The organism is Amycolatopsis sp. NPDC102522, assembly GCF_055584485.1.
On record NZ_JBVJLY010000001.1, the window covers coordinates 446,943 to 470,715 of the forward strand.

The following is a 23,773-nucleotide window of genomic DNA, read 5'->3' on the forward strand; positions in this document are numbered from 1 at the left end:
TGCGCGGAACACTCGGTTTTCGCGGATGGGACCGCACCGGTTCGGTGGCCTTACGCCGGTCGGTACGCGGATCACCCTTCCGGGCGAGGTACCGCGCGTGGCGGCTAGCGTCACGCGCGGAGACGACATCGAGGGAAAGGCGGCTCGCGGTGGAGAAGTGGGCGGAGCAGGTCGGCAGGATCCGGGTCATCGGAACCGGGGTGATGGGCCGGGGCATCGTCCAGCTCGCCGTGACGGCGGGGCTCGAGGTCGAGCTCGCCGACGCCCGGCCCGAGGCGGTCGGCGAAGCCATCGACCAGGTCGGCGCGATGCTCGGCAAGCTCGCCTCGAAGGGCAAGATCACCGAAGAAGCCGCCGCGTCCGCGAAAGGCAGGCTGATCGCGGCCGAGGGCCCGCTGGCCCCCGCCGACGGCGTCGACCTCGTCGTCGAAGCGGTCCGCGAAGACCTGGAGATCAAACGCGCGCTGTTCGCCGAGCTGGAACGCGTCTGCGGCCCGGACACCGTGTTCGCCACCAACACCAGCTCGCTCTCGGTCACCGAGATCGGTGCCGCGCTGACCGATCCCGGCAGGCTGCTCGGCCTCCACTTCTTCAACCCGGTCCCGCTGATGCGGCTGGTCGAGGTCGTGCCCGGCGCGCGGACCGCCGCGTGGCTGCCGCCCGCCATGACCGAACTCGTCCGCGGCTGGGGGCACGAACCCGTCCTCGCCCGCGACGCACCGGGTTTCCTGGTCAACCACGCCGGGCGCGGACTGGGCACCGAGGCGCTGCAGATCCTCTCCGAAGGGATCGCGAGCCCGGCAGAAGTGGACCGCATCGCGCGGGACGTGCTGGGCCTGAAACTCGGCCCGTTCGAGCTGCTCGACCTCACCGGCCTGGACGTCTCGCACGCCGTGCTCGAAAGCATTTGGAGCGGTTTCCACGGCGAACCGCGGCTGCGGCCGTCGTGGCTGACGCGTCCGCGCGTCGCCGCCGGACTGTTCGGGCGCAAGAACGGCGAAGGCTTCTACAGCTACGTCGACGGGCGGCAGCAGCCGGAGCCGGAACCGGCCGCGCCGGAAGCCCCGAACACTCCGGTGTGGGTCGAGGACGAACGCCTCGGCACGCTGCTCTCGGCGGCCGGCATCCAGGTCGTGCACTCCGCCTACCCGGACACCGTCCTGATCGTCAGCCCGGTCGGATCGTCCACAGTGGACACCGCGCTCGCCGCGGGGCTCCCGGCGGACCGGGTCGTCGGGGTCGATCCCCTCGGCGCCTACGGGAAACGCCTGACGCTTTCGGTCCACCCCGCGCTCGACCCGGCCGCCGGGCGCACCGCCTGGGGCGCGCTCGCCGCGACAGGGCTTCCGGTGACCGTCGTCCGCGACGGCCCCGCGCCGATCGCGCAGCGGCTGCTGGCGTCGATCGTCAACACCGCCTGCTTCATCGCCGGGCAGCGGCTCGCGACGCCGGAGGACATCGACACCGCCGTCCGGCTCGGCCTCGGCTACCCCCGCGGACCGCTGACGTGGGGCGAGGAAGCGGGCGCGGACCTCGTGCTGCGGGTCCTGCGCGGGCTCGTCGCGAGCACCGGAGACCAGCGCTACCGGCCGAGCGGCTGGCTCACCGAACGGGTCGCGCTCGGCCTGCCGCTCACCTCCGCCGGCACCTCCCCCGCCGACCTGCTCAGCTGATCCACCCGAGCCTGATCCACAAGAACCCGCGAAACGCGTGAAGGCCCCCTTCCCTCGGTTCAGCCGAGGGAAGGGGGCCTTCACGCGTGTTTACCGCTTACCAGCGGCGGTCGGTCACCACACGGGTCGAAGCGTTCCAGAACACGTACCCGCCCTGGAAGTTGTTCTGCCGCCCGCCGGAGACGGACATCTCGTCGGACGTCGGGTACCTCAGGTACGAGGTCTCCCAGCCGAGCGCCTCCCAGCGTTCCCGGATGGCGCCGTAGATCGCGTGCGCGTCGGTCTGCATCGTCCAGTAGACCGAGCCGGCCTTGGTGAAGTGGTTGAACCGGCCGATGCCGTCCGGAGTCCCCAGTTCGTCGGTCGACGGGTACCCGAGGGGACCGGCTTCCCAGCCGAGCTCCTCCCACTTCGCGCGGATCCGGCCCCAGATCGCGCGCGCGTCGGTCTGCACCGTGTAGTAGATCGACGCGTTCTTGCTGAAGTGGTTGTAGCGACCGGCCTTGTCCGGCGTGATGTGCTCGTCCGTGCTCGGGTAGCCGAGCTCACCGGCCTCCGCGCCCAGCGCCTTCCACTTCACCCGGATCCGGCCGAACACGGGATGCGCGCCCGTGTTCACCGTGTAGTAGATCGACGACTGCATCTTGCCGGGCCACAGCGGGAAGTCGTTGTAGCGGCCGGTGGTGTCCGGCGTGGTCATCTCGTCGGTCGCGGGCGGGCCGAACTCCTTGTGGCCGCCGAGGGCGAGGTACTTCTTGAGGATCTCGCCCTCGATCTGCTTGACACCCGTTTCCTTCGACCAGTACAGCCGTCCGCGCTCGTAGGTGCGGAAGCGGACGGTGCCGTCGACGGCCTCGGGTGCCGTCGGCGCGCCGAGTCGTTGCGCCAGCGCGGGTTCGTCGCGGTAGCGCTTGTCGATCGGGGTGATGTAGTTCGCCGTGATCGTCTGGTCGACGGTGCCCATGGTGATGTTCGTCAGCCGCCCGGTGGCCCCGTTGGACCAGCCGGTGAAGGTCGACGAACCGTCCGAAGCGACCTCGGCCGCCTGGATCTCCACGGTGGCGCCTTCGACGACCATCGCCGAGGAGGCCCCGCCTTCCGGCGTGATGCCGAGCGCCGCGGCGACGTTGCTGGTCAGCGTGAGCCGGTGCTCCTTCGGCTTCGCGACGTAGGTCTTCGAGACCGTGACACCGGCGCTGTCGGTCGCCGACGCGGTGAACTCCAGGTTGGAGTCCGTGTGGTCGGTGAACGGCATGGTGAACTCGGGACCGGTGGCGCCGCGGTCCGGATGCGCGTGGCAGACGGCGTTCTCCGGGCAGTGCCGGACCAGCGTGGTCCAGGTGACCGGCAGGTCGCCGTCCTCGGTGTCGGTGACGGCCGCGCCGACCTTGACCTCCTCGCCGACCGCGAACAGGCGGCCGCCGGGGTCGGTCATGGTCAGCTTCGGCGAGTGGTTCCCGGGCGCCACGGCGATGTCCGTGCTCCCGGCGGCCTGCAGGCCGTCCTTCACCGTCAGTTTGGCGGTGAACTTCTCGGTGCCGGCCGCGTAGGTGTGGCTGACCTTCGCGCCGGTGCCGGTGGTGCCGTCGCCGAAGTCCCACTCGTAGGTCAGCGGGTCGTTGTCGAAGTCGTAGGAACCGCTGCCGTCGAAGGAGACCGTGCGGGTTTCGGGGTTCGTCTCGGAGGTGGCCACCGCGACGGGCGCCTTGTTCCCGGTGGTGTAGCTGAGCCGTCGCAGCTTGCCGCTGTAGATGTCGGCGTAGACGATGTCGCCGTTGGCCGCGGCCAGGAACTTGACCGGACCGCCGATGCCGGTGAACTTCGGCGGCGTCTCCTGCGGGCGGACGACCCGGCCCTGCGTGTCGTACTTGGCCGTCCACAGCTTTTCCGTGGCGTAGTCGCCGAAGAAGTACGCGCCCCGGTATTCCTCCGGGTACGACTCTCCATTGTAGACAATGCCGCCGGTGATGCTGTTACCGTTGTCGGGCCCCTGGCCGTGCTGGACAGCCAGCATCGGCGGGGTGTTCACGGCCGAAGCGCACTGCGCCATCGTGGAGAAACCGTCGGCGGGCTGGTTGCCCTCGAAGCACGGCCAGCCGTGGTCCGCGCCCTTCTGCACGAAGTTGATCTCTTCCCAGGTGCCCCAGCCGACGTCGCCGACCACCGGGAGGCCGGTGCCGGCGTCGAGGCTGAACCGGAACGGGCTGCGGAAGCCGCTCGCGAAAACCTTGGAGCGCAACGAGTTCGGGTTCGCCGCGGTGTAGTAGGGGTTGTCCGGCACGCCGGCGCCGTCCGCGGTGACGTGGAAGATCTTGCCGAAGATCTTGTCGAGGTCGCGCACGTTGAGCGCGAACGGGTCGGCCGCGCCCTGGAAGCGGGAGCTGTCGCCGGTCGAGACCCAGACCGTGCCGTCGGGGGCGGCCACGACGCCGGTGATGCCGTGGATGTCGGTGTTGGCGGCACCCTCGATGAGCACCTTTTCCGCGGTCAGCCCGGTCGGCTCGGCGGTACCGGAGACCGTCCAGCGCGAGGCGCGCAGGGCGATGCCGCCGCCTGCGACGTCGACCGCCCGTGCGGTGTAGACCGTGCGGGACGTGGCGTAGTCGGGTGCGATCGCGATCCCGACCAGCCCGAGGTCACCGGTGCTGCGGACAGGCAGGCTGGCGATGTTCTGCGACTGCCCGGTGGTGGACACCCAGGCGACATTGCCCTGCTTGCCGGTGGTCAGCATCGAGCCGTCGGGCAGGTAGGCGAAGTCGGTCAGGTCGAGCGGAGCCTGTCCGCTCGGCTGATCACGCAGGACGAAGCCGGGCGGCAGGGTGGGCGCCGCGGACGCCACTGTGGACGTCAACGGCACCAGCAAGGTCACTATCAGCAGCGTCACGAGGGCGTGACAGAGCGCGCGGAATCTCGAAGGCACGGAAGCCCCTTTCCCCAGTCGAACGTCTCATCGACGGGGTCAAGCTGGGCATTTCACACTTTCGAGTGCCTTTATCGAACTGTGATCACCACCGTCGGTCGAGCACCTGACCCGTGCTCCGGTTCCAGGTGACGTAGCCGCTTTGGAAGCTGTTCTGCCGTCCGATGGGGATGGTGAACTCGTCCGTCGTCGGGTAACGCAGGTAAGACCGCTCCCAGCCGAGCGCGGCCCAGCGCTGCCGGATCGCCCCGTAGATCGCGTGCGAGTCGGTGGCCATCGTCCAGTAGACCGAGCCCGCCTTCGTGAAGTGGTTGAACCGGCCGACGCCGTCCGGAGTAGCGGTTTCGTCCGTCGTGGGGTAGCCGAGCGGGCCCGTCTCCCAACCGAGCGCCTCCCACCGGACGCGGATGCGGCCCCAGATCGCGTGCGCGTCGGTCTGCGCCGTGTAGTAGATCGACGCGTTCTTGCCGAAGTGGTTGAACCGGCCGATCCCGTCGGGGGTCGGGAGTTCGTCCGTCGTGGGATAGCCGAGCGGCCCGGCCTCCCAGCCCAGCGCCGCCCACTTGACCCGGATCCGCCCGTACACCGGATGCGCGCCTGTCGACGGAGTCCAGTAGATCGAGGACTGCTGGGTGCCGGGCCAGTCCGGGAAGTGGTTGAACCGGCCTGTCCCGTCCAGGGTGGCGGTCTCGTCGGTCGCGGGCGGGCCGAACTTCCGGTGCCCGCCGAGCGCGAGGTACTTCGCCAGGATCTGGCCCTCGATCTGCTTCGCGCCGGTCTCGGCGCTCCAGTAGAGCCTGCCGCCGGTGTACGGCCGGTAGCGCACGGTCCCGTCGGCGACCTCCGGCCCGGTCGGCGCGCCGAGCCGTTGCCGCAGCGCGGGTTCCGACAGGTAGCGCTTGTCGATCGGGGTGAGGTAGTTCGCGGCCAGGGTCAGGTCGTGCGCCGGGACGGTGACGGTCACCGTGCGCGAAGTCCGCCCGTCGGACCAGTTCGCGAACGTCGAAACGCCGTCCGCGGCGATCTCCTCCGCCACGACCTCGAACGTCGCGCCCTCGGTCACCATCGCGGTGTTGACCCCGCCCTCCGCCGGGATGCTCAGCGCCGCGGGGACGTTGGAGGTCAGCGTCAGCCGGTGTTCACGCGGCAGGGCGACGTAGGTCCTGCTCGCCGTCACCCCGGCGCTGTCGGTCACCGTCGCGGTGATCTCGACCCGTGAGTCCTGATGATCGGTGAAGAGCGTCGTGAGCACCGGGCCGCTTCCCGCCGGGCCGGGATGCGCGTGACAGGTCGCCTCCTCCGGGCAGTGCCGGATCAGCGTGGTCCAGCCGACCGGCAGCAAACCGTCCTCGGCGTCGGTCGCCACCGCGCCGACGACGACCGGCGCCCCGACCGCGAAGGTCCGCGCACCGGGGTCCGTCAGCGCCAGCTCCGGCGAATGGTTTCCCGGCACCACGACGACATCCGTGCCGTCGGAGGCGCCGAGCCGGTCGGTGACGGTGAGGCGCGCCGTCGCCCTCGCGACTCCGGTGCCGTAGGTGTGGGTCACCCGGGCACCGGTCTGGCTCGTGCCGTCGCCGAAATCCCAGAGATAGGTCAAGGGATCGCCGTCGAAGTCGTAGGAACCGGAGCCGTCGAAGGTCACCGTCCTCGTCGACGGCTCGGTGCTCGACGTCGCCACCGCGACCGGTTCCGCGTTCGTCCCCGGATAGCTGAGCCGCCGCAGGTTGCCGCTGATGATGTCGGCGTACACGATGTCGCCGTTGGCCGCGGCCGCGAATCTGACCGGACCGCCGATCCCGGTGAACTTCGGCGGCCGTTGCGGCGCCTGGACGAGCCTGCCCTGACTGTCGTAGGTCATCGTCCAGATCTTCTGCGTGACGTAGTCGCCGAAGAAGAACGCGCCCCGGTATTCGTCCGGATAGGACGATCCACTGTAGACGATCCCGGCGGTGACACTGTTCCCTTCGTCGGCACCGGAACCGTGGTGGTAGGCGGTGATCGGCGGCGTGTTGACGACCCCCGCGCAACCGGCGAGGCCGGAGTACCCCGGCGTCGGGACGTTCCCTTCCCAGCAGGGCCAGGCGTGGTTCGCCCCCGGCCGCACGACGTCCACCTCTTCCCAGGTGTTCCAGCCGACGTCACCGACGACGGGCAGGCCGAGGCGCGGGTCGAGGGAGAACCGGAACGGGCTGCGATAGCCGCTGGAGAAGACCTTGGAGCGGTTCGAATCCGGTGCCGCGGCGGAGAAGTACGGGTTGCCGGGGACGCCGGCCCCGTCGGGGGTGACGTGCAGGATCTTGCCGTAGAGCTGATCGAGGTCGAGTGCGCGCAACGCGCCCGGATCCATCCTGGTGAAGTCGGCGGCGTCGCCGATGGAGATCCACAGCGTCCCGTCTGCCGCCGCGACGAGTCCCGTGATGCCGTGGACGTCGTGGAAACCGGGAAGGTCGACGAGCACTCGTTCGTTCGCGAGGCCCGTGGGGAGGTCGGCGCCGGTCACCGTCCAGCGGGCCACCCGCATGGTGAACGCGCCACCGCCGGTGTCGAACGACCGCGCGAGGTAGATCTGGCGTGACACGGCGAAATCCGGGGCGACGGCGAGGCCGACCAGGCCGAGGTCACCGTCGGCGTGGACGGGCAGCGTCGCGAGCGTCCGCGCCGGACCGGCGACGGACACCCAGGCGACCTTGCCGCTCTTGCCGGTGCTGAGCACCGAACCGTCCGGCAGATAAGCGAAATCGGTCAGGTCGAAGGCGGCTTGACCGCTCGGCTGGTCGCGCAGGACGAAGCCGGACGGCAAAGTGGGCGCCCCGGTTGCTTCCGGAGCGCCCACCCATCCCGGGAGAAGCAAGAGGGAAACCGACAGTGTGACAAGTGTGCGTCTGAGTACCCGGCTCCTGGTCATCGGCACTTCCCCACTTCCGACGTGTCCTGGGCACGTCGCCGGAAGCGGGGAGGTCATTGCCGCTTGAAGCTTTCATTTATCTCAAAGCAATCGAACCGCAATCATTCTCACGCTTCGCAGCCGAGCGGGTACCTGCAGGTCAGGCCACGACCTGAACCACGCTGCCGCTCTGCAGAGTCGTGAAGTACTTCTGCGAAGCCGCCGCGGACAGGTGGATGCAGCCGTGCGAGTACACCGAAAGGCTGCCGGTGTGGAACGCGATCCCCGGCAGGAAGAACACCGAGTTCGGCATCGGCGCGTCGAACTCCCTGGAGTGGTAGTTCTTGACCTTGCCCGTGACGTGGAAGACGCCGGTCGGGGTGGCGTGGCCCTTCTTGCCGGGCAGCTGCTTGACGGGGCCGTAGATGACCTTGCCGTCCTGCAGCAGCCACGTCTTCAGTGCGGAGAGGTCCACGCAGGCGCTCACGCCCGGCGAGGCCAGCGCGGCCTTGCACGGCACGTCGGCGGCGTTCGCGGCGGGCTTGACCTCGGGTTTCGGTGTGGGCTTCGGGGTCGCCTTGGGCTTCGACGGCGTCGGCTTGGGCTTCGAGCTGCTGCTCGGCGGCTGCGACGACGTGGTCGGTGCGGCGGACGACGTGGTCGGAACCGGCTCCGACGTAGACGGCGCCGACTGCGACGACGTGGTCCCGCCTGCCGGGTCGCCCTGCGCGACGGCGCCGCCACCGGGCGCGCCGCCGCCGGCGTTGCCGGAACACGCGGTCAGCACCAGCGCCGTGGCCAGTGCGGTCACCCCCACCAGGAACTTCTTCACAACCCTTACCCCCGATTGTCCGTGGTCCGTCTGACATGGGTAAAGACGGAGGTCACCGGCCTGGGGTTGTTGATCGGAAGGTCACGATCGCATCTCAGGGCACGCGGCCGACGACCCGCGCGTACATCCGGCCCGGGTTGGCGCCTTCGTCCAGGTATCCGGGCAGCGGGGGCAGATCCCGCGCGAACACGGCCAGCCGCCCGAAAAGTTCGTCGGCGTCGCCAGGACGTCGTTCCGGATCCTTCTCCAGCAGGTCGGCGAGCAGCTGGTTCAGTCCACCCGGGACACCGTCCACTTCGGCCGGGCTCTCCTTGACCTGCTTCTCGAACACCGCGTACGCCGTCGGGCCGGTGAACAACTGCCTGCCGGTCAGCATCTCGTGCAGGACACAGCCCAGCGCGTACAGATCACTGCGAGGCCCCGCGATCCCGCGCTGGATCTGCTCGGGCGCCATGTAGGCGGGGGTGCCCAGGATCTGCCCGGCGCGGGTGAACTGGGCGACGTCGGTTTCGCGCAGCATCGCGAGCCCGAAGTCGAGCACCTTCACGCTGCCGTCGGGGCACAGCATCAGGTTGGTGGGCTTGAGATCGCGGTGACAGATGGAAAGCGCGTGCGCGGCGGACAGCACGGCGCACGCCTGCGCCGCGATCGCGGCCGCCCACGGCACCGGCAGCGGCCCGTGTTCGGCGGCGAGATCGGCGACGGTCACGCCCTCGATGAACTGCATGACCTGGTACAACCGCTCGTCGTAGGTGCCGAAGTCGTACAACGTCGGCGCGCCCGCGTGTTCCAGGGTGGCGAGGATCCGCGCCTCGCGGATGAAGCGCTGTTCGAGTTCGGCGTCCGGGCCGCCGGGGAGCCCGAGGAACTTCACCGCGACTCGGCGACCGAGATGCCTGTCGTGGCCCGCGTAGACCGCGCCCATCCCACCCCGGCCGAGCGGCAGCTCGTCGAGTTCGTAACGATCCGCGATCAGCACTAGTTCTCCGGCTTGAGCTGTCCTTCAGTGAGCCCTGCCAACCCTAGCCTCACCAGCTCCAGGCCCGATTCCGCCGCCTCGCGGAGGGCGTCTTCGAACGCGGCGAGCCGGGTGAACGCCTCCCCGTGCGCACGCTGCGCTTCGATCGGCAGGCGCGGGATCCGGGTGCGCCTGAGGTCGATCCTGGTCGAGGAGGACGGCGCGAGCTGCCCGGCCGCGCGCAGGCAGCCCGCGAGGAACGCGGCGTCCATCCGCTCGGGATCGGTGCGGTACTTCGACATCGTCGGCTCGGCCGCGAACGACGCTCCACTGTGGACATACGCGGGCACGGCGGGCGCCGCGAGGACGTCCCCCGCTTCCACCGAGTCCGGCACGGTGAGGACACCGGATTTCAGCAGCTCGCCGATCGTGGTGAACGAGGGCTTCTCGTCGGAGACCACCAGCGACGGCAGGTCCGGCCGGACCTCCTCGAAATGCCGCCGGACTTCGAGGAACGCCTCGCCCGCGTGTTCGCCCCGCGCCTGGTACCGGGCGGGGGAAAGGTCGATCTCCTCGTCGAGCAGGTCGATGATCCGGACCGCGCCCGGCACCTCGGCGCCGCGCAGATGCTCCCGCCACTGTTCCTCCACAGTGGACGGATCGGCCAGCAGGAGCAGCCGGGACGGCGGCCGTTCCCCGGATTCCGGGCGTCGCAGCAGCCAGAGGTCCGCACCGCCGACGGTCACCACCGCGCGCAAGGCCCCGGCCCGCAACAGGTTCCCGCGGATCCGCCGCCCGGTCCGGCGGCCGGCGGCGGCGGACGGCATGCGGATCGCGACCAGCCCGCCGGGTTTCACGTGCGCGAGACAGTGCTGCACCCACGCCAGTTCCGGTTCGCCGCGCGGCGGCTGGCCGTACACCCAGCGCGGGTCGCCGACGAGGTCGTCGTAACCCCATTCCCGTTCGTTGAACGGCGGATCGCAGACGACGGCGTCCGCGAGAAGTCCTTCGTAGGAGTCCATCGACAGGGCGTCCGCGCCGTACATCTCCATGTCCGCGCCCGCGAGCAGCAGCCGGTGCGCGGCGATGCACGAGATCGCCGGATCGTCGACCTGGCCGAGCAGCCGGGTCCCGCCGGAGGCGAGGAGCAGCGTCCCGAGCCCGCACGCGGGATCGAGGACGACGCCGGGTCCGGGCCCGATGAGCCGGGACATCAGCGCGGCCACCGGTTCGGCGGTGACGGACAGCCGCCGGGAGTGCGCCTCGACGTAGCGTTCGCACAGGAACTCGAAGGCCTCTCGCGCGCCCTGCTCGGCGGCGAAACGGTCCAGCAGTTCGAGCAGCTCGGCGTCGTCGTAACGGGGCGAGAAGGTCCACTCCCGGACACCCCATCGCGAAAGGAAGGCGCCCACCCGGCCGACCCTGTCGGCCAGTGACAGGTCTTCGCCGAGGTTCCGCAGCCGCTGCCAGACCCGGTCCCCGAGCGATATTTCGAACGGTTTCCCACGCTCACGCAGCCAGTTTTCGACGTCGACCAGGGAAAAGAGGGGGCTCGACGCCGTCCCGCCGACGGGCGGCGGAAAATCTCCGTAACGTCGACGCCAGTTGCTCACGGCCGCGCGGCCGACGGCGGCGATTCGCGCGATGTCCGCCGCGCCGACGGTGGCTTGCTCCTCCATCACGGCATCGTAACCGAAACCTGACCATTCCAACCCTATGTTTGTGAACTCAGTACACAACTGCTTTACTGGGGTCCATGAGGTACACCCTTCGGTACGCCGCCGGCTCGGACATCGGGCAGCGTCGCCAGGTCAACCAGGACTCGTACTACGTGAGCGCGAGGATGCTGGCGGTCGCCGACGGCATCGGCGGCCAGCCGCACGGCGAGGTGGCCAGCGCCGAGGCGGTGGGCGTCCTGTCCCGGCTCGACACGGACCTCCACGGTTTCGACCTCGCGGACGTCGACCTGTTCGAGGTGCTCTCCGGCGGCCTCCGCGCCATCGACGCCAGGCTGGCCGCGACGGCCGAGGAACGGCCCGAAACGATGGGCATGGGCACCACCCTGACGTCCCTGCTGTTCGACGGCGCGCACTTCACGGCCGTCCACATCGGCGACTCGAAGGGCTACCTCCTGCGCGAAGGCACGCTTCAGCGCTTCACCCGTGATCACACCCTCGCGCAGGCCCTCGCGGACGACGGGCGCATCGACCCGTCGGAGGTCGAAGGACACCCTCGCGGCTCGCTGCTGATGAAGGCGCTCCTGAGCACCGGAAGCGGCGAAGCGGACATCTGGACCTTCGACGCGGCCCCCGGGGACCGTCTTCTGCTGTGCTCGGATGGGTTAACGGCAACGGTTGTCGAAACCGTTATCAAGGACGTCCTGGGCGCCTTCCAAGATCCCGAGGAGACCGTCCCCAGGCTGATCGATCTGGCCAACGAGGGCGGCGGACCGGACAACATCACCTGCGTCGTCGCCGACGTGCTCGCCCCCTCGCCCGCATGAGCCCTACCAGCCGGAAGGCCAGGTCAGACCCGCCTTCGAAGTAGTGAAAGGGCATCCGGTAATGTTCTCCACGGAGGATTGGCCGAGCGGCCTAAGGCGCACGCTTGGAAAGCGTGTTGGGTTCACGCCCTCGCAGGTTCGAATCCTGTATCCTCCGCCGTCAGCAAGGCCCCGGACGTCTCGATGTCCGGGGCCTTGTTGATTACTTCGCAGGACCTTCACTTAACAGAGTCAGATGATCACGCTAAGTTTAAGCGTGGTCGTTCCAGCCCCCGACGTCCCAAGGAGTCCGCCAAAATGGCCGGAGTCGAAGAGATCCGCGCTGGTATCGCGCTCGCGAACGAGAAGGCATCCGCGGGTATTGCCGCACTTCAGCAGGCAGCGCAGTCTCTCGAAGAGGCCCAGCTTTCGCTTTCACAGGCCACTCAGGGCAGCACCCAGCACGAGGTGAGCCAGGCGCACGGGCTTCTCGCCGAAGCCCTGCAGGGCATCACCGGGTTGCAGAGCACCATCCAGGCCGGCATTTCGTCGGCCGAGTCGTACTCGACCCGCCTGTAAGCATGTACCTCGAAGAACTGCACCAGCTGCTGACGGCCGTCCAAACCGGCCTCGCCGACGGCCGCGCCCATGCCGAGCGGGCCAGAAGCCTGCTCGAGGAGTCCAGGCGCGCCATCGTGGAACCGCAGGCCCAAGCCGTCCCTTGGGTGCCGCCGCAGCTGGCACAGGCAGACGAGGGAATGGAAAACCTCCTGACGCGCCTTTCCGCCGCTGACGACCTGGTCAGCGGTTACCAATCACGCCTCTGAGATCGGCGAGCCGGTATGGGCAGCAAAGCGAGTGAACAGCGCGATCGCGTCGCCACGGCGCTGGAGCGGGTCCGGCATCAGATCGGGCTCGTCCTCGGCGCCGCCGCCGGTGCCCGCCGGGAGGCCGAGGCGGAACTGGCCAAACTGGAACTCGAACAGCACATAGTCCGGGTGGGGATGAACAACTCCACCTCGGAGCAGTACACCGAATGGGCGCGGCATCCCGCCGCGAACGAGGTGTTCGGCCAGCTCGGCAGCATTCGCGGGCAGTTCTACGCGGAGTGGGAAGCGGGCCCGAACGGGCTGCGCGAACTCGTCGCGGGCAACGCGCCGGGGCCCGCGAGCCAGCAGCCGGGCAACTGGCTCGGCCGGGTCGGCGGGAATCCCGGCATCACCGCGCCGGGGCTGTGGCGGGTCGGCTCGGCGACCGTGCCGGGCCAGGACGTCCCGCGCACTTTCGACGTCGCGGTGCCCTTGCTCGACGAGTCGCATCTGTCGATCAGGTCGGCGCCGAAGACCCGGGACGCGGTCGACGGCATCGTGCAGAACCTGCTGATGCGGATCCTGAGCACCTTCGAGCCCGGCGCCGTGCGCATCCACCTGTGGGACGTCGGGCAGCTGACCGCGATCCTGCCGGACCTCTATCCGCTGAGCCGCACCAGCGCGCTCACCCTGTACGACCCGGGGCGGCTCGAAGACCTCCTCGACGAACTGGCCGGGCACATCCGCCGCATCCACGCGACCGGGATGCAGGCGGGGCACACGTCGCTGCGGGAGATCCGGCGCGCGAGCGGCCAGCGCGTCGAACCGTTCCGCGTCGCGGTGCTCTACGGCAACGGGGAGACCCTGGAGCCGGAGCGCGCCCGCGAGCTGAAACGCGTCGCCACCGGGGCGCTCGCGGCCGGTATCTGCCTGATCCTGATCGACGTGCCGACCATGCTGTCGACGTCGGTCGAATCGCTGAGCCTGCACGACGAGAGGCACGCGATCAGCAGCATGACCGGCCCCGACCTACTCGTCGACCTCGATCCGCCGATGCCGTCCGGGCAGGTCATCCGGGCCGCCGGGCGGATCGCCGAAGCCCTGATCGCCAAACAGGGCGGGCCCCGCGCGTTCGCCGACCTGCTGCCCACCGAACCGGGCAAGGAGAGCTCGGCGCGGGAACTGCGGGCGCCGGTCGGGTTCTTCGAGGGCGAGCCGGTGGAGGTCGTCATCGGCGACGCCAGCCCGCACGTGCTCATCGGCGGGCCGAGCGGTTCGGGGAAGACGAACTTCCTGTACTCGCTGCTCGGCAGCTTCGCGGCGCGGTACTCGCCGGACGAGCTCGCGCTGTACCTGCTGGACTTCAAGGAAGGCGTGTCGTTCGCCGGGCTCGCGCCGGGACGGCGGGACGCCAGCTGGCTGCCGCACGCCAAGCTCATCGGGGTCAACGTCAACACCGACCGCGAGTTCGGCCTCGCCCTGCTGCGGTTCCTCGCCGAGGAGCTGCGCCGCCGGTCCGCCGCGGCGAAACTGCACGAGGTCACCAACCTCGCGGACCTGCGCGAGCAGGACCCCGGCGGGCACTGGCCGCGGATCGTCGCGGTGATCGACGAATTCCAGTACCTGTTCGCCGGCCGCGACGGCGTGACGGCGACGGCGACCCAGCTGCTGGAGGACATCGCGCGGCGAGGCCGTTCGCAGGGCATCCACCTGGTGCTGGCGAGCCAGGACGTCGCCGGGATCGAGGCGTTCTGGGGAAAGCCGGCGGTGTTCGAGCAGTGCACGCTGCGGATCGCGATGCCGAAGGCGCGGCGCGTGCTGTCCGAGACCAACAACGCGGCGGTTTCGGCGCCGAAGTGGCACGCGGTGATCAACCACGATTCCGGTGTGGCGCACGGGAACCAGCTCGCCCACGTACCGGACGCGAGCAGCAAGGACGTCTTCAACAAGCTGCAGCACCGGCTCTGGGAGCGCTACGCGGAGTCGTTCAAGCGGCCCCGGCTGTTCGACGGCGCGCATTCCCCTGTGCTGGAACAGTTCCCGGCGTTCACCGATCTGAAGCCGACGAGCAAGCCGCGCGCGCTGCTCGGCCAGTCCATCGACGTCGGCGAGGCCGCCTGCGGGGTCGACCTGCCGAAGGCGCCGGGACGGAACATCGCCGTACTCGGCGCGGCCACCGCGGAGGCACTGTCCATCATGGACTCCGCCGCGCGGTCTCTCGCCAGGCAGTACGCGCTCGGTTCGGTGGAGTTCGTGCTCTCGTGCCCCATCGAAGCGTCCTTCCCGGCGGTGGCCGAACTGGCCGAGCGGCTGAGCCAGGAGGGCCACGTCGCGACACTGGTGGACGACTTGCCCGGCCGGGTAATCGATATCGCGGAGAAACTGTCCTCTTCGGACAACGCGAAAGTACTGTTGCTGTACGGCGTCGACGCTTCGATTCCCGCACTGGAAGCCAAGGCGCCCGGGCAGCTCAAGAGCGGCCTGGACCAGCTTCGGGTACTGCTGAAGCAGGGTCCGACGCACGGCGTCCACATCATCGGCTGGTGGCGCAGCATCGCGCGACTGAAGGACACGCTCGGTTTCGCGGGCACCGACGACATCGGCAGCTGGGCGGCGTTGGACGTCCAGGGCAACGAGCTGTCGCCGTTCGCCGCCGGACAGGTCGTGCACTGGTCGCCGCGGCCGGGGCGGGCCCTGTTCTTCGACCGCACCACCCACGGCGCCCCTGAGGTGATCATCCCGTTCCAGCGTCCGGAAGGGCTTCTCGATGGATGACGGCATCACCGCGGCCATGCGGTACAAGGAGATCGTCGGCCTCGCCCGCGCCTCGGCGGAGAACCTCCGGACCTGGGAGATCGCCCGCGCGGACGAACTGGAAGCCCGGCTCGCCGAGGCACACCAGGCCGTCGCGGACGCCGCCGAACGCGAACAGCGCGCCGTCGACAGGGCTTCCCGGTGGTGGAAGATGGCTCAGCACAACGTCGAAGGCCTCTCGTGGCTGCCGGAGGACGAAGAACCGGGACCGGTGTCGACAGCGCGGGCCGGGTATCTGGAGAAGTACTTGGAAGAGGTCAAGCCGAGCTACCAGGAACTCGTGCAGGCCGTCCTCGCCCTGGGATGGCGCGCGAAACGGTCCTAGTTCGCTTTGGGCGAAGGGCTTCCGGCGCCGGACGCGGGCACGATGGTGGGCATGACCACCAGACCCTTCCGCTTCGGCGTCGTCGCCGCGGTGAACCCGGAACCCGGACCGTTCACCGACCTCGCGCGCCGGGCGGAATCCTTCGGCTACCACACCGTGCTGGTCCCGGATCCGATCGGAGGGCTGGACCCGCTCGCCGTGCTGCCCGCCGGTTTCGCGGTGACTTCGGAACTGCGCTTCGGCACGTTCGTGCTGGCCAACGCTTTCCGCGACCGATACCAGTTGGACTGGCAGGCCCGCAGCCTGCACACCCTGTCCGGCGGCCGGTTCGAACTCGGCCTCGGCACCGGACGGCCGGGCGCGGAGATCGTCGCCGCCGGACTGAAACGACCGTTCGGCACCGGCTCCCAGCGCCTCGCCGAACTCGCCGCGACGGTGGACCTGCTGGCAGGCACCCAAGACCGGCCGCCCCTGCTGATCAGCGGAGCGGGCCCGAAGGTGCTGGATCTCGCGGCCCGGAAGGCCGACATCATCTCGCTGGCCCTGCCACCGCTGAGCGACACCGCCGTCGCTCAGTCCGTTGTGGACCTCGTGCGCGGGTCTGCGGGAGAACGCTTCGGCGACATCGAACTGGGGCTGAACCTGCTGGCGATCGGCGCCGAGCCGACACCGTGGATGCGCCAGGCGCTCGGCGTCGACGCCCCCGACCTCGCCGCCGCCGGCGCGATCACCGTACTGCCCGGGGATCCCGCCGAAGCAGCCGACGTGCTGCGGTCCCGGCGAGAGACGCTGGGCATCTCGTACGTGAAGATCAACGCCGCGGCCCTCGATGCCTTCGCCCCCGTGGTGGCCGAACTCCGGGGCACCTGACCTCCCCCGCGTGCCATGAAAGGTCCTTTCCTTGCAAATTTCGCAAGGAAAGGACCTTTCATGGCGTGGGTTACGGCTTCGGCAGGTAAGGGCCGAGCACCTTCTCCAGGTAGTCCGCCAGGTCGTAGAACGCGTCCTGGACGGGGTTGCCCGCGCTCGGCCGGAACCGCAGCACCTGCGGGTCGTGGTCGCTCGCCTGCTTCGCGAACTCGGCGTTCAGGTGGACGACGTCGTAGTCGGTCCCGCGCGGCGCCTTCGACGCCAGGATGTGGTCCAGCACCTGCGACTGGCCCTCGAAAACGTAGCTGTACCGCTCGCTCTCGGGCAGCGACGCGATGAGGTCCTTCAGCGCGCCACCGGCGGTCAGCGTCTTCACAGCGGGCGAGAACGGGTAGTCGTTCAGGTCCCCGGCCACGACGATGTTCGCGTTCTTGTCCGACGCGAGCACCTTGTCGACGAAGCCGCGGAGCAGCGTCGCCTGCTTGGCCCGCTGCACCTCGGAACTCCGGACCGGCGGCTGGTCGCGGCCGTGGGTCGGCTGGTCGCCGCCCTTGGAGTTGAAGTGGTTCGCGATGACGAACACGGTGCGGCCCTGGAAGACGAACTCGCCGACGAGCGGCTTGCGGCTGGCCTCCCAGGCCTCGTTCAGCGGGTCGACCCGGCCGGGCGAGACGGTCAGGTGGGTCTTGCCGCGTTCCTTGACCACGTCGACCGGAGTGGCCGCGTCGCCGCCCTTGCGGTCCACAAAGGACACCCGGGCCGGGTTGAACAGGAAGCCGACGCGGATGTTGCCGCCCGGCTGGCCGCCGTCCTTGCCGTTCTCCGGGTCGATCTGCCGCCATTCGTAGCGCGGGCCACCGGCGGCGACGATCGCGTCGACGAACTTCTGCAGCGTCTGGTCCGCCACGACGGTGCCGTCGTTCGCCGGCCCGTTGTTGTCCTGGATCTCTTCCAGGTTCAGGATGTCCGGCTTCGCCAGATTGGTGGCGATGGCCTTCGCCAGCTCGCCGAACTTCTCCGCACTGTCCAAAGCGGACAGATTCTCGACGTTGTAGGTGGCCACCGAAAGCTCACCGCCGCGCTGCGCACGGGTGCTCTCGCGCTGCAACCCGTTGTCCTTGGCGGCGCCCAGCTTCGTCGCGAACAGCGTGTAACCGCCGAAGTTGCTGTACTCGACCGGGCCGGAGGTCTCACCGGTGAGCGCGTCGCCGGTGTTGACCTTCGGGAAGGGCTGCTCGGCGAACGGGATCAGCGACGCGACCTTGAGCACGCCGGTGTTGAGCCGGTCGTAGTCGAGGTACACGGCGCCGCCGCGGACGCTCGGGTTCTGCTTCGGCTTGGTGGTCACGTAAAGCTCGTTGAACGACGACGTCGGGCCGACGACGCGGGCGTCGGAGACGCTGACGATCTCGCTTTCGTGCGACTCCCAGAAGTCCAGCGAGTACTTCGCGGGCTCCAGCGGCAGCGGCTCGATGCTGCCGCCCGGCGCGGGGGCGACGGTGTCCGGGACCGAGTCGGACGTGACGACGGTCGCGACGGGAAGGGCGTTCCCGTTCGAATCGACCGTCCACTGTGCACTCGTCAGCTCGGTGAGCGACTGGTACGGCGAGGTCGCCGGGGCGTCCGGGTAGAACTCGCGGATGGTGCCGGTGGCCGTCACCGCGTCACCGACGGCCACGGCGGGCGTGGTCGAGCCGGTGAAGACGAACAGGCCCTCGCTGGTGCGCGGGTCCGCGTCGGGAGCGCTGTCGGTGATCCAGAACCCGCGGGCCGAGCCGAAGCTCCGGATCGCGGTCACGACGCCGGTGACCCCGGCGACCTTCCGGTCCTTGAACGGCGAGATCCGGGTGGTGCCCTGGATGTCGTGGATCTTGGCGTTCACCGGCGGCGGGCCGGTCTCGCCTGGCGTCTCACCCTTGCTGTTCGTCGGGGTGGGCGCGCCGGAGGTGAAGTCGGCCGCGTTGTCGTCGGTGTCCGCGAGCGTCGTCCCCCTGGCGACGGACGCGGTGTTCGACGGCGCGGGCGCCGCGGTCCCCTCGCGGATGACGGCGGCCGGGCCGAAGCCGACCAGGTCCTTGATCCGGGAGTCGGCGGCGCAGTCGGCGGCGGTCTTGCAGGTCAGCGCCGTGGTGCCCTGGACGAGCGCGATGGTGCCGGCGGTCGCGGACAGGGCCAGCGAGCCGGTGGCGTCCGGCGTCGGGAGCGCGACGGTGCCGCCCGAGCCCTTCGCCTGCGCGATGAGGTACCGCGCGCCCGGCGCGACACCGCCGGTCAGCGGCGTGACCTGCCAGCTGTTCCCCGAGGCGGGCGCGTACTGGACGCTGAAGCCGTCGAGGCTCACGTCGGCCGTGCCGCGGTTGGCGAGTTCGACGAAGTCGGTGGTCAGCGTGGCGCCCGAGTTGCCGCCACCGCCGTAGACCTCGGCGATCACGGCGTCGGCGCTGGGCGCGGCGAGCGCGGCCGGAGCGGAGACACCGCTCACGACCAGCCCGGAGGCGACGGCCACGGTCAGGGCCCTTCTCCGGGCAGCACGTCGGGATGTGGTCACGCTGAGTCCCCTCTTCGCAAGATCGGTCGAGGAATACTCCCCCGAACAAGTGAAATGAGGAAGACGACAAGACAACGATTCGTCACCGCTAGCCCGTTCGGCCCCTGGTTCCGCCGTGTTCTCGCGTGAGAGGATCAAGATCCGCCGCCTGCGAAGCACCAGGAGGCGTCTTCATGCGCAGACTTCTTTGCGCGCTCGTCATGGCAGGTCTCGTGATCCCGGTTCCCCAGGCGGCCGCCAAGCCGCCGGAAAAGACCGCTTTCGAGCTGATGACCCCGGCGAGTTCGGTCGCGTCCCGCACCGACCGGCGGCCGAACGCGGGCGGGATCTTCGACCCGGTCGCGCGCAAGACCTTCATCTCGTGGTCCGGCAAGGCCGCGGACACCTACGTCCAGGCCTACGACCACCGGACCGGCGCCTGGACGGCGCCGAAGAAGATCGCCGACGGCGAATCCGATCCGCACAACTACCCGACGATGCTGCTGGCGGGCGACGGCCACCTGCTGGTCTTCCGCGGCATGCACAACACGCGGACCGTGATCAGTCGCGCACCGCAGGCCCATTCCCTCGACGGCACCTGGACCGACACCGAGGTTTCCGCAGGTGACTCGGCGAGCTACCCGATGCCGGTCAAGACCGCCGACGGCACGCTGTTCATGTTCTACCGCGAGACCACCAACGAGCTCGATCCCGCGGCTGCCACCGACTTCCGCCCGATGAAGTACATCGTTTCCCGCGACGACGGGAAGACGTGGAAGAACTCCGTGCGGCTGACCGGGAAGCAGTGGGCGTTCGGCTCGCTGGGCCGGGCCGACCACATGGACGAGATCTACGTCGGGCAGCTGCGGTACCTGCCGTCGTCCGGGCGGATCCAGTTCGTCTACACGCTCGCGGGCGGCGGGCCGGAGCAGCACAAGCACGACGTCTACCACCGGAACGTCTACTACCTGTCGTTCGACGTCCACACCCTGCGCTTCTATTCCGCGGCGGGCCGCGACCTCGGCACGCAGGTCGACGACGCCGAGCAGGAGCGGTACCTCAAAGTCGTCGAAACCCCGCTGGAGCTGCCAGGCGGACTGAAGTCGCCGGACTACATCCTGCAAGTCGGCACCCAGCGCGACGGCAAACCGTTCGTCACCTGGTTCCAGTTCGACGCGGTGGGCTCGCCGCGCGATTTCGCGGGCGCGTGGAACGGCCGGAAGTGGGAAGTGCGCGAAGTCGCGAACGGACTCCGATTGCGCGAGATCGAACCGCTCAAGGGCGGCACTTGGCGCGTTTACGGAACCCGCGACGGACAGCCCGGCATCGAGACTTTCCTGCTCGAGAACGGACGCGGGTGGAAACCGGAAACCGTGATCACCACACCGAAACCGGTCCAGCGCGTCGAAGTGATCGCCGGTTTCCGGGACCCCGCCCGCATTCTGGCGACCGGCGCGTCCAGTGCGCGTGACGTCTCCGTGGCCGACGGTGACATCTATGTAGCGGGCGCACCGCACAAATAGCCCATTGGTGTTCCCCTGCCTTAAATGAACCTCAAGTCCGGGTTCAACCCGGCATTTCCGGAGTTACCTTTGGCGACGTGAGCGAGGACACAAATCCTCCCTCACGTCGCCGGAGGAGGTGTCCGATGGGCTGGCTCATCGCTGGTACGGCACTGGTTCTGCTGCTGGGTATCGCACTGGCCGTCGACCTGCGCGACCGCGGACGCGGCAGGCGTCCGATGGCCCACTTCGGCGGCGCGCGGCTCGACGCCGTGCTGCGGGAAGCCGATCTGCGCGAACGGCACATGACCTTCTGACGCTCGCCGGGGAGGGCGAGCGGGGGGAACTGGGGGCGCACCGCCGGTGCACGGGACCCGTCGGGGGAGACGGAGCCCGTACACCGGCGGTGCGTCATTTCACGCCTCGCCGCACACGCGTGATCAGAGCCGGGACTCGCGTGATTGAAGGCGGAACTCGCGTGATCAGGGCCGGGACTCGCGTGATTGGACGCCGCACTCGCGAGATCCGGCCCTGATCACACGAGATCCGGCTCTGATCACGCGAGTCACGTCTCTGATCACGCGTGTCACGCCTAACCGCCCCAAGCCTGAAGCGTCAGTGCTCGAGTTCCTGCCGCGCCTTGTACTTCCCGATGAGCGACTTCGCCCCGGCGACCGCCGCCTTCCCCGCGCCCTTGGCGCCGGCGGCCAGGAAAGTCGTCCAGTCGAGGTAGTCGCGCCACAGCACGATCCGGCCGTCGCGGACTTCGAACGTGCCGCACACCCAGAACTCGGCCTCCCACGAACCGCGCCGCAGGACGTCGGTGCGCTCGGTGAGCACGATCGGGCCGTCGGCGGCGATGTGGTGGGTGCGCGCCTCGAACCCGCTTCCGTAGCGGGCCAGGGTGCGCAACTGCTTCTCCACCGCCGAAAGGCCGCGAGCCGCGGGAAGCGGGACGTTCTGGTACACGATGTCGATCGCCACGAAGCCCAGCGCGCGGTCGATGTCGAGCTCTTCGAGGGCCTGAAGGAAACCGGTCACCACTGTCTTCGGATCCGTCATGCCGACCAAGGCTAATCCGGTTTTGAACCGGTGGAAGGTCACAGCCGTATCACAGAGCGGAAGGGCCGGTTTCCCCTGACTACGGAGGTATCGATGCGACGGCGACTGCCGATGGCACTGTTCGGGCTGGTCGTCTGGGTGCTCGCGGGCTGTTCGACGGCCACGGGCGCGGCGCCGGCGGCGAGTACTCCCGGCGCCAACCAGGCCGACATCACGTTCTCCCAGCAGATGGTCCCGCACCATCAGCAGTCGATCCAGGTCGCGAACCTGGCTTCGGAACGGTCCGCTTCCGAGTACGTGAAGGCCACCGCGGCCAAGATCGTCAAGGCCGAGTCGGCCGAGGTCCAGACGATGACCGGCTGGCTGCAGACGTGGAACGCCGCCGTGCTCCCCGCGGCGGGTCACGCGGGGCACGCGATGCCCGGGATGATCACCGAGGGGCAGGTCGCCTCGTTGCAGACCATGACCGGCGCCGAGTTCGACAAGACGTGGCTCCCGCTCATGGCGGAGCACCTGCGCAACGGCGTCACGATGGCCAAAACCGTGCTGTCGTCGGGCGAGCACGCCGAGACCAAGAAGCTCGCGCAGGAGATCGTCGAGAACCAGTCGGCGGCGATCGACGAGATCACCGCGCAGCTTTCTTGACCCCCTGAAGGCCCTCCAACGCCCTCCGGTATTGTTCTCGGCGGTGGCGTGTCCGAGCGGCCGAAGGAGCACGACTCGAAATCGTGTGACGGCTAATAACCGTCCGTGGGTTCAAATCCCACCGCCACCGCAGCGAAGAGCCCGGTCTCCACGGAGACCGGGCTCTTCCGCGTGAGGCCTACTTGTTGAACTTGTCCTTGAGGTCCTGCACGCCGCCTTCCGCGCGGTCGCGCAGGTCGTGCCCGGCCTCCTTGACCTGACCTTCGGCCTGGTCGGCCCGGCCGGAGTTCGCGAGGTCCTGGTTGTCGGTCTTCTCGCCGAGCTTCTCCTTGGCGGCGCCGATGGCCTGCTCGGCCTTGTCCTTCGCCTTGTCGAAAACGCTCATGGCGGGTGTTCCTCCTTCGACTGCGGCCACCGTTTGCGGCCGCTTACCGAAGGGATACCCGTCCTACCGGGACCGACACATCTGTCACCCGGTGCGGTTACCCCGTCTCCGGTGGAAGAAGTCTTCGAGCAGGGCCGCGCATTCGGGCTCCAGCACGCCGCCGACGACCTCCGCGCGGTGGCTGAGCCGCCGGTCGCGGACGACGTCCCACAGCGAGCCCACGGCCCCGGTCTTGGGCTCCCAGGCGCCGAAGACGACCTTTGCGACCCGGGCCATCACGAGGGCGCCGGCGCACATCGTGCACGGCTCCAGGGTCACCGCGAGCGTGCAGCCTTCGAGCCGCCAGCCGTCGCCGTAGATCTCGGACGCGGCCCGCAGCGCGAGGATCTCCGCGTGCGCCGTCGGGTCGCCGAGTTCTTCGCGGGCGTTGCGCGCGGAGGCGAGCGGGGTCCCGTCCGGGGACAGGACGACGGCGCCGATCGGCACGTCCTCACCCGCATCTCGCGCCGCTTCGATCGCCGCCTGGACGGCGGCGATGTCGGCGGCGGAGGCGGCGGGGCTCAGATCTCGTCCAGGATCTTGGTGAACTCGGCGGCGAATCCACACCGCTGCGCGACCATCTGGAGCTGTTCGTCCGGATAGAGGTCCACCTCGCCGACGATCACCTGGAGTTCCGCCCCCGGCAGTCCGAGATCGGTCAGGATCTCCAGATCGCCTTCCGGCCAGACCGCGTCGTCGTCCTCGTCCGGAGGGTCGACTCTCAGCACGTCGAGGACGTCTGCGGCGATGTCGTAGTCGAGCGCCGCGGCGGCGTCGGACAGCAGCAGCGAGGGACCTCTGGGACTCGGCCGGACGATCACGAAGAACTCGTCGTCGATCGCCAGCAGCCCGAAGGCGGCACCTGTCGACCGCAGTTTTCCGAGCTCGGTGATCGCAGCGTCGAGCTCGGCGAGTGCCCCCGGATCAAGAGAGCTGCACCGCCACCGACCGTCCTCCCGCACCACGGCCACCGCGAACCCCGTGATCGGCTCTTGCACCGCCATGCGCACACCGTATTCCGCCCGCATTCGGAACGCACGCAC

Annotated in this window: 20 protein-coding genes and 2 tRNA genes; 12 read left to right on the forward strand and 10 right to left on the reverse strand. The window is 69.3% G+C overall.

Annotated features, from left to right (window positions below):
- The first annotated feature begins 149 nt into the window (after positions 1-149).
- A complete protein-coding gene (locus tag ACZ6YV_RS01815) occupies positions 150-1,673 on the forward strand; it encodes a 3-hydroxyacyl-CoA dehydrogenase (RefSeq protein ID WP_465507853.1) in 1,524 nt (507 codons plus the stop codon).
- A gap of 97 nt (positions 1,674-1,770) precedes the next feature.
- On the opposite strand, the gene ACZ6YV_RS01820 is transcribed toward ACZ6YV_RS01815, so the two are convergent.
- The 5 genes from ACZ6YV_RS01820 to ACZ6YV_RS01840 all read right to left on the reverse strand — a co-directional run bounded on the left by ACZ6YV_RS01820 (position 1,771) and on the right by ACZ6YV_RS01840 (position 10,949).
- Positions 1,771-4,593, reverse strand: coding sequence for a PQQ-dependent sugar dehydrogenase (locus tag ACZ6YV_RS01820; RefSeq protein WP_465507854.1), 2,823 nt, complete (start codon positions 4,591-4,593; stop codon positions 1,771-1,773).
- 85 nt (positions 4,594-4,678) lie between these two features.
- Positions 4,679-7,501, reverse strand: a complete 2,823-nt coding sequence (locus tag ACZ6YV_RS01825; RefSeq protein ID WP_465507855.1) for a PQQ-dependent sugar dehydrogenase — start codon at positions 7,499-7,501, stop codon at positions 4,679-4,681.
- A 139-nt stretch (positions 7,502-7,640) separates the two neighbouring features.
- Positions 7,641-8,312 (reverse strand): L,D-transpeptidase, encoded by a 672-nt coding sequence (locus tag ACZ6YV_RS01830; protein WP_465507856.1) that lies wholly within the window; start codon positions 8,310-8,312, stop codon positions 7,641-7,643.
- A gap of 94 nt (positions 8,313-8,406) precedes the next feature.
- Positions 8,407-9,291 carry a serine/threonine-protein kinase gene (locus ACZ6YV_RS01835; protein ID WP_378244057.1) on the reverse strand — a complete coding sequence of 295 codons (885 nt, stop codon included), beginning with the start codon at positions 9,289-9,291 and terminating at the stop codon, positions 8,407-8,409.
- Positions 9,291-10,949 carry an N-6 DNA methylase gene (locus ACZ6YV_RS01840; RefSeq protein ID WP_465507857.1) on the reverse strand — a complete coding sequence of 553 codons (1,659 nt, stop codon included), beginning with the start codon at positions 10,947-10,949 and terminating at the stop codon, positions 9,291-9,293. Before ACZ6YV_RS01840 ends, ACZ6YV_RS01835 begins: the two co-directional genes overlap by 1 nt.
- Before the next feature lie 77 nt (positions 10,950-11,026).
- Between ACZ6YV_RS01840 and ACZ6YV_RS01845 the strand changes: the two genes are divergently transcribed.
- The 7 genes from ACZ6YV_RS01845 to ACZ6YV_RS01875 all read left to right on the forward strand — a co-directional run bounded on the left by ACZ6YV_RS01845 (position 11,027) and on the right by ACZ6YV_RS01875 (position 16,570).
- On the forward strand, positions 11,027-11,773 hold the full coding sequence (locus ACZ6YV_RS01845) for a PP2C family protein-serine/threonine phosphatase (RefSeq protein ID WP_465507858.1): 747 nt from the start codon (positions 11,027-11,029) through the stop codon (positions 11,771-11,773).
- Positions 11,774-11,845: 72 nt separating this feature from the next.
- Positions 11,846-11,930 (forward strand) — tRNA-Ser (locus tag ACZ6YV_RS01850).
- Between the two features lie 140 nt (positions 11,931-12,070).
- Positions 12,071-12,331, forward strand: a complete 261-nt coding sequence (locus tag ACZ6YV_RS01855; RefSeq protein WP_465507859.1) for a hypothetical protein — start codon at positions 12,071-12,073, stop codon at positions 12,329-12,331.
- A 2-nt stretch (positions 12,332-12,333) separates the two neighbouring features.
- Positions 12,334-12,579, forward strand: coding sequence for a hypothetical protein (locus tag ACZ6YV_RS01860; RefSeq protein ID WP_016337967.1), 246 nt, complete (start codon positions 12,334-12,336; stop codon positions 12,577-12,579).
- A 15-nt stretch (positions 12,580-12,594) separates the two neighbouring features.
- The gene (locus ACZ6YV_RS01865; protein ID WP_465507860.1) at positions 12,595-15,336 is read left to right on the forward strand and encodes an FtsK/SpoIIIE domain-containing protein; all 2,742 of its coding nucleotides are present in this window, start codon (positions 12,595-12,597) and stop codon (positions 15,334-15,336) included.
- Positions 15,329-15,700, forward strand: coding sequence for a hypothetical protein (locus ACZ6YV_RS01870; protein ID WP_465507861.1), 372 nt, complete (start codon positions 15,329-15,331; stop codon positions 15,698-15,700). Before ACZ6YV_RS01865 ends, ACZ6YV_RS01870 begins: the two co-directional genes overlap by 8 nt.
- A 51-nt stretch (positions 15,701-15,751) precedes the next feature.
- Positions 15,752-16,570, forward strand: coding sequence for an LLM class flavin-dependent oxidoreductase (locus tag ACZ6YV_RS01875; protein WP_465507862.1), 819 nt, complete (start codon positions 15,752-15,754; stop codon positions 16,568-16,570).
- A 70-nt stretch (positions 16,571-16,640) separates the two neighbouring features.
- Here the strand turns inward: ACZ6YV_RS01875 and ACZ6YV_RS01880 are convergent, their stop codons facing one another.
- The gene (locus ACZ6YV_RS01880; RefSeq protein WP_465507863.1) at positions 16,641-19,076 is read right to left on the reverse strand and encodes an endonuclease/exonuclease/phosphatase family protein; all 2,436 of its coding nucleotides are present in this window, start codon (positions 19,074-19,076) and stop codon (positions 16,641-16,643) included.
- A gap of 215 nt (positions 19,077-19,291) precedes the next feature.
- Here ACZ6YV_RS01880 and ACZ6YV_RS01885 point away from each other — a divergent pair, with 215 nt between their 5' ends.
- Complete coding sequence (locus ACZ6YV_RS01885; RefSeq protein ID WP_465507864.1) at positions 19,292-20,620, forward strand: BNR-4 repeat-containing protein; 1,329 nt, start codon at positions 19,292-19,294, stop codon at positions 20,618-20,620.
- 125 nt (positions 20,621-20,745) lie between these two features.
- On the forward strand, positions 20,746-20,916 hold the full coding sequence (locus ACZ6YV_RS01890; protein ID WP_465507865.1) for a hypothetical protein: 171 nt from the start codon (positions 20,746-20,748) through the stop codon (positions 20,914-20,916).
- A gap of 298 nt (positions 20,917-21,214) precedes the next feature.
- On the opposite strand, the gene ACZ6YV_RS01895 is transcribed toward ACZ6YV_RS01890, so the two are convergent.
- Complete coding sequence (locus ACZ6YV_RS01895) at positions 21,215-21,661, reverse strand: limonene-1,2-epoxide hydrolase family protein (protein WP_465507866.1); 447 nt, start codon at positions 21,659-21,661, stop codon at positions 21,215-21,217.
- Between the two features lie 93 nt (positions 21,662-21,754).
- Between ACZ6YV_RS01895 and ACZ6YV_RS01900 the strand changes: the two genes are divergently transcribed.
- On the forward strand, positions 21,755-22,306 hold the full coding sequence (locus ACZ6YV_RS01900) for a DUF305 domain-containing protein (protein ID WP_465507867.1): 552 nt from the start codon (positions 21,755-21,757) through the stop codon (positions 22,304-22,306).
- Between the two features lie 42 nt (positions 22,307-22,348).
- Positions 22,349-22,436 (forward strand) — tRNA-Ser (locus ACZ6YV_RS01905).
- 48 nt (positions 22,437-22,484) lie between these two features.
- Here ACZ6YV_RS01905 and ACZ6YV_RS01910 read toward each other — a convergent pair.
- The 3 genes from ACZ6YV_RS01910 to ACZ6YV_RS01920 form a co-directional block, all read right to left on the reverse strand.
- Complete coding sequence (locus tag ACZ6YV_RS01910) at positions 22,485-22,691, reverse strand: CsbD family protein (protein WP_465507868.1); 207 nt, start codon at positions 22,689-22,691, stop codon at positions 22,485-22,487.
- Between the two features lie 84 nt (positions 22,692-22,775).
- Entirely contained in the window at positions 22,776-23,228 is a 453-nt protein-coding gene (locus ACZ6YV_RS01915) for a nucleoside deaminase (RefSeq protein WP_465508503.1), read from the reverse strand.
- A gap of 23 nt (positions 23,229-23,251) precedes the next feature.
- Entirely contained in the window at positions 23,252-23,734 is a 483-nt protein-coding gene (locus tag ACZ6YV_RS01920) for a tRNA adenosine deaminase-associated protein (RefSeq protein ID WP_465507869.1), read from the reverse strand.
- Positions 23,735-23,773: the final 39 nt, after the last annotated feature.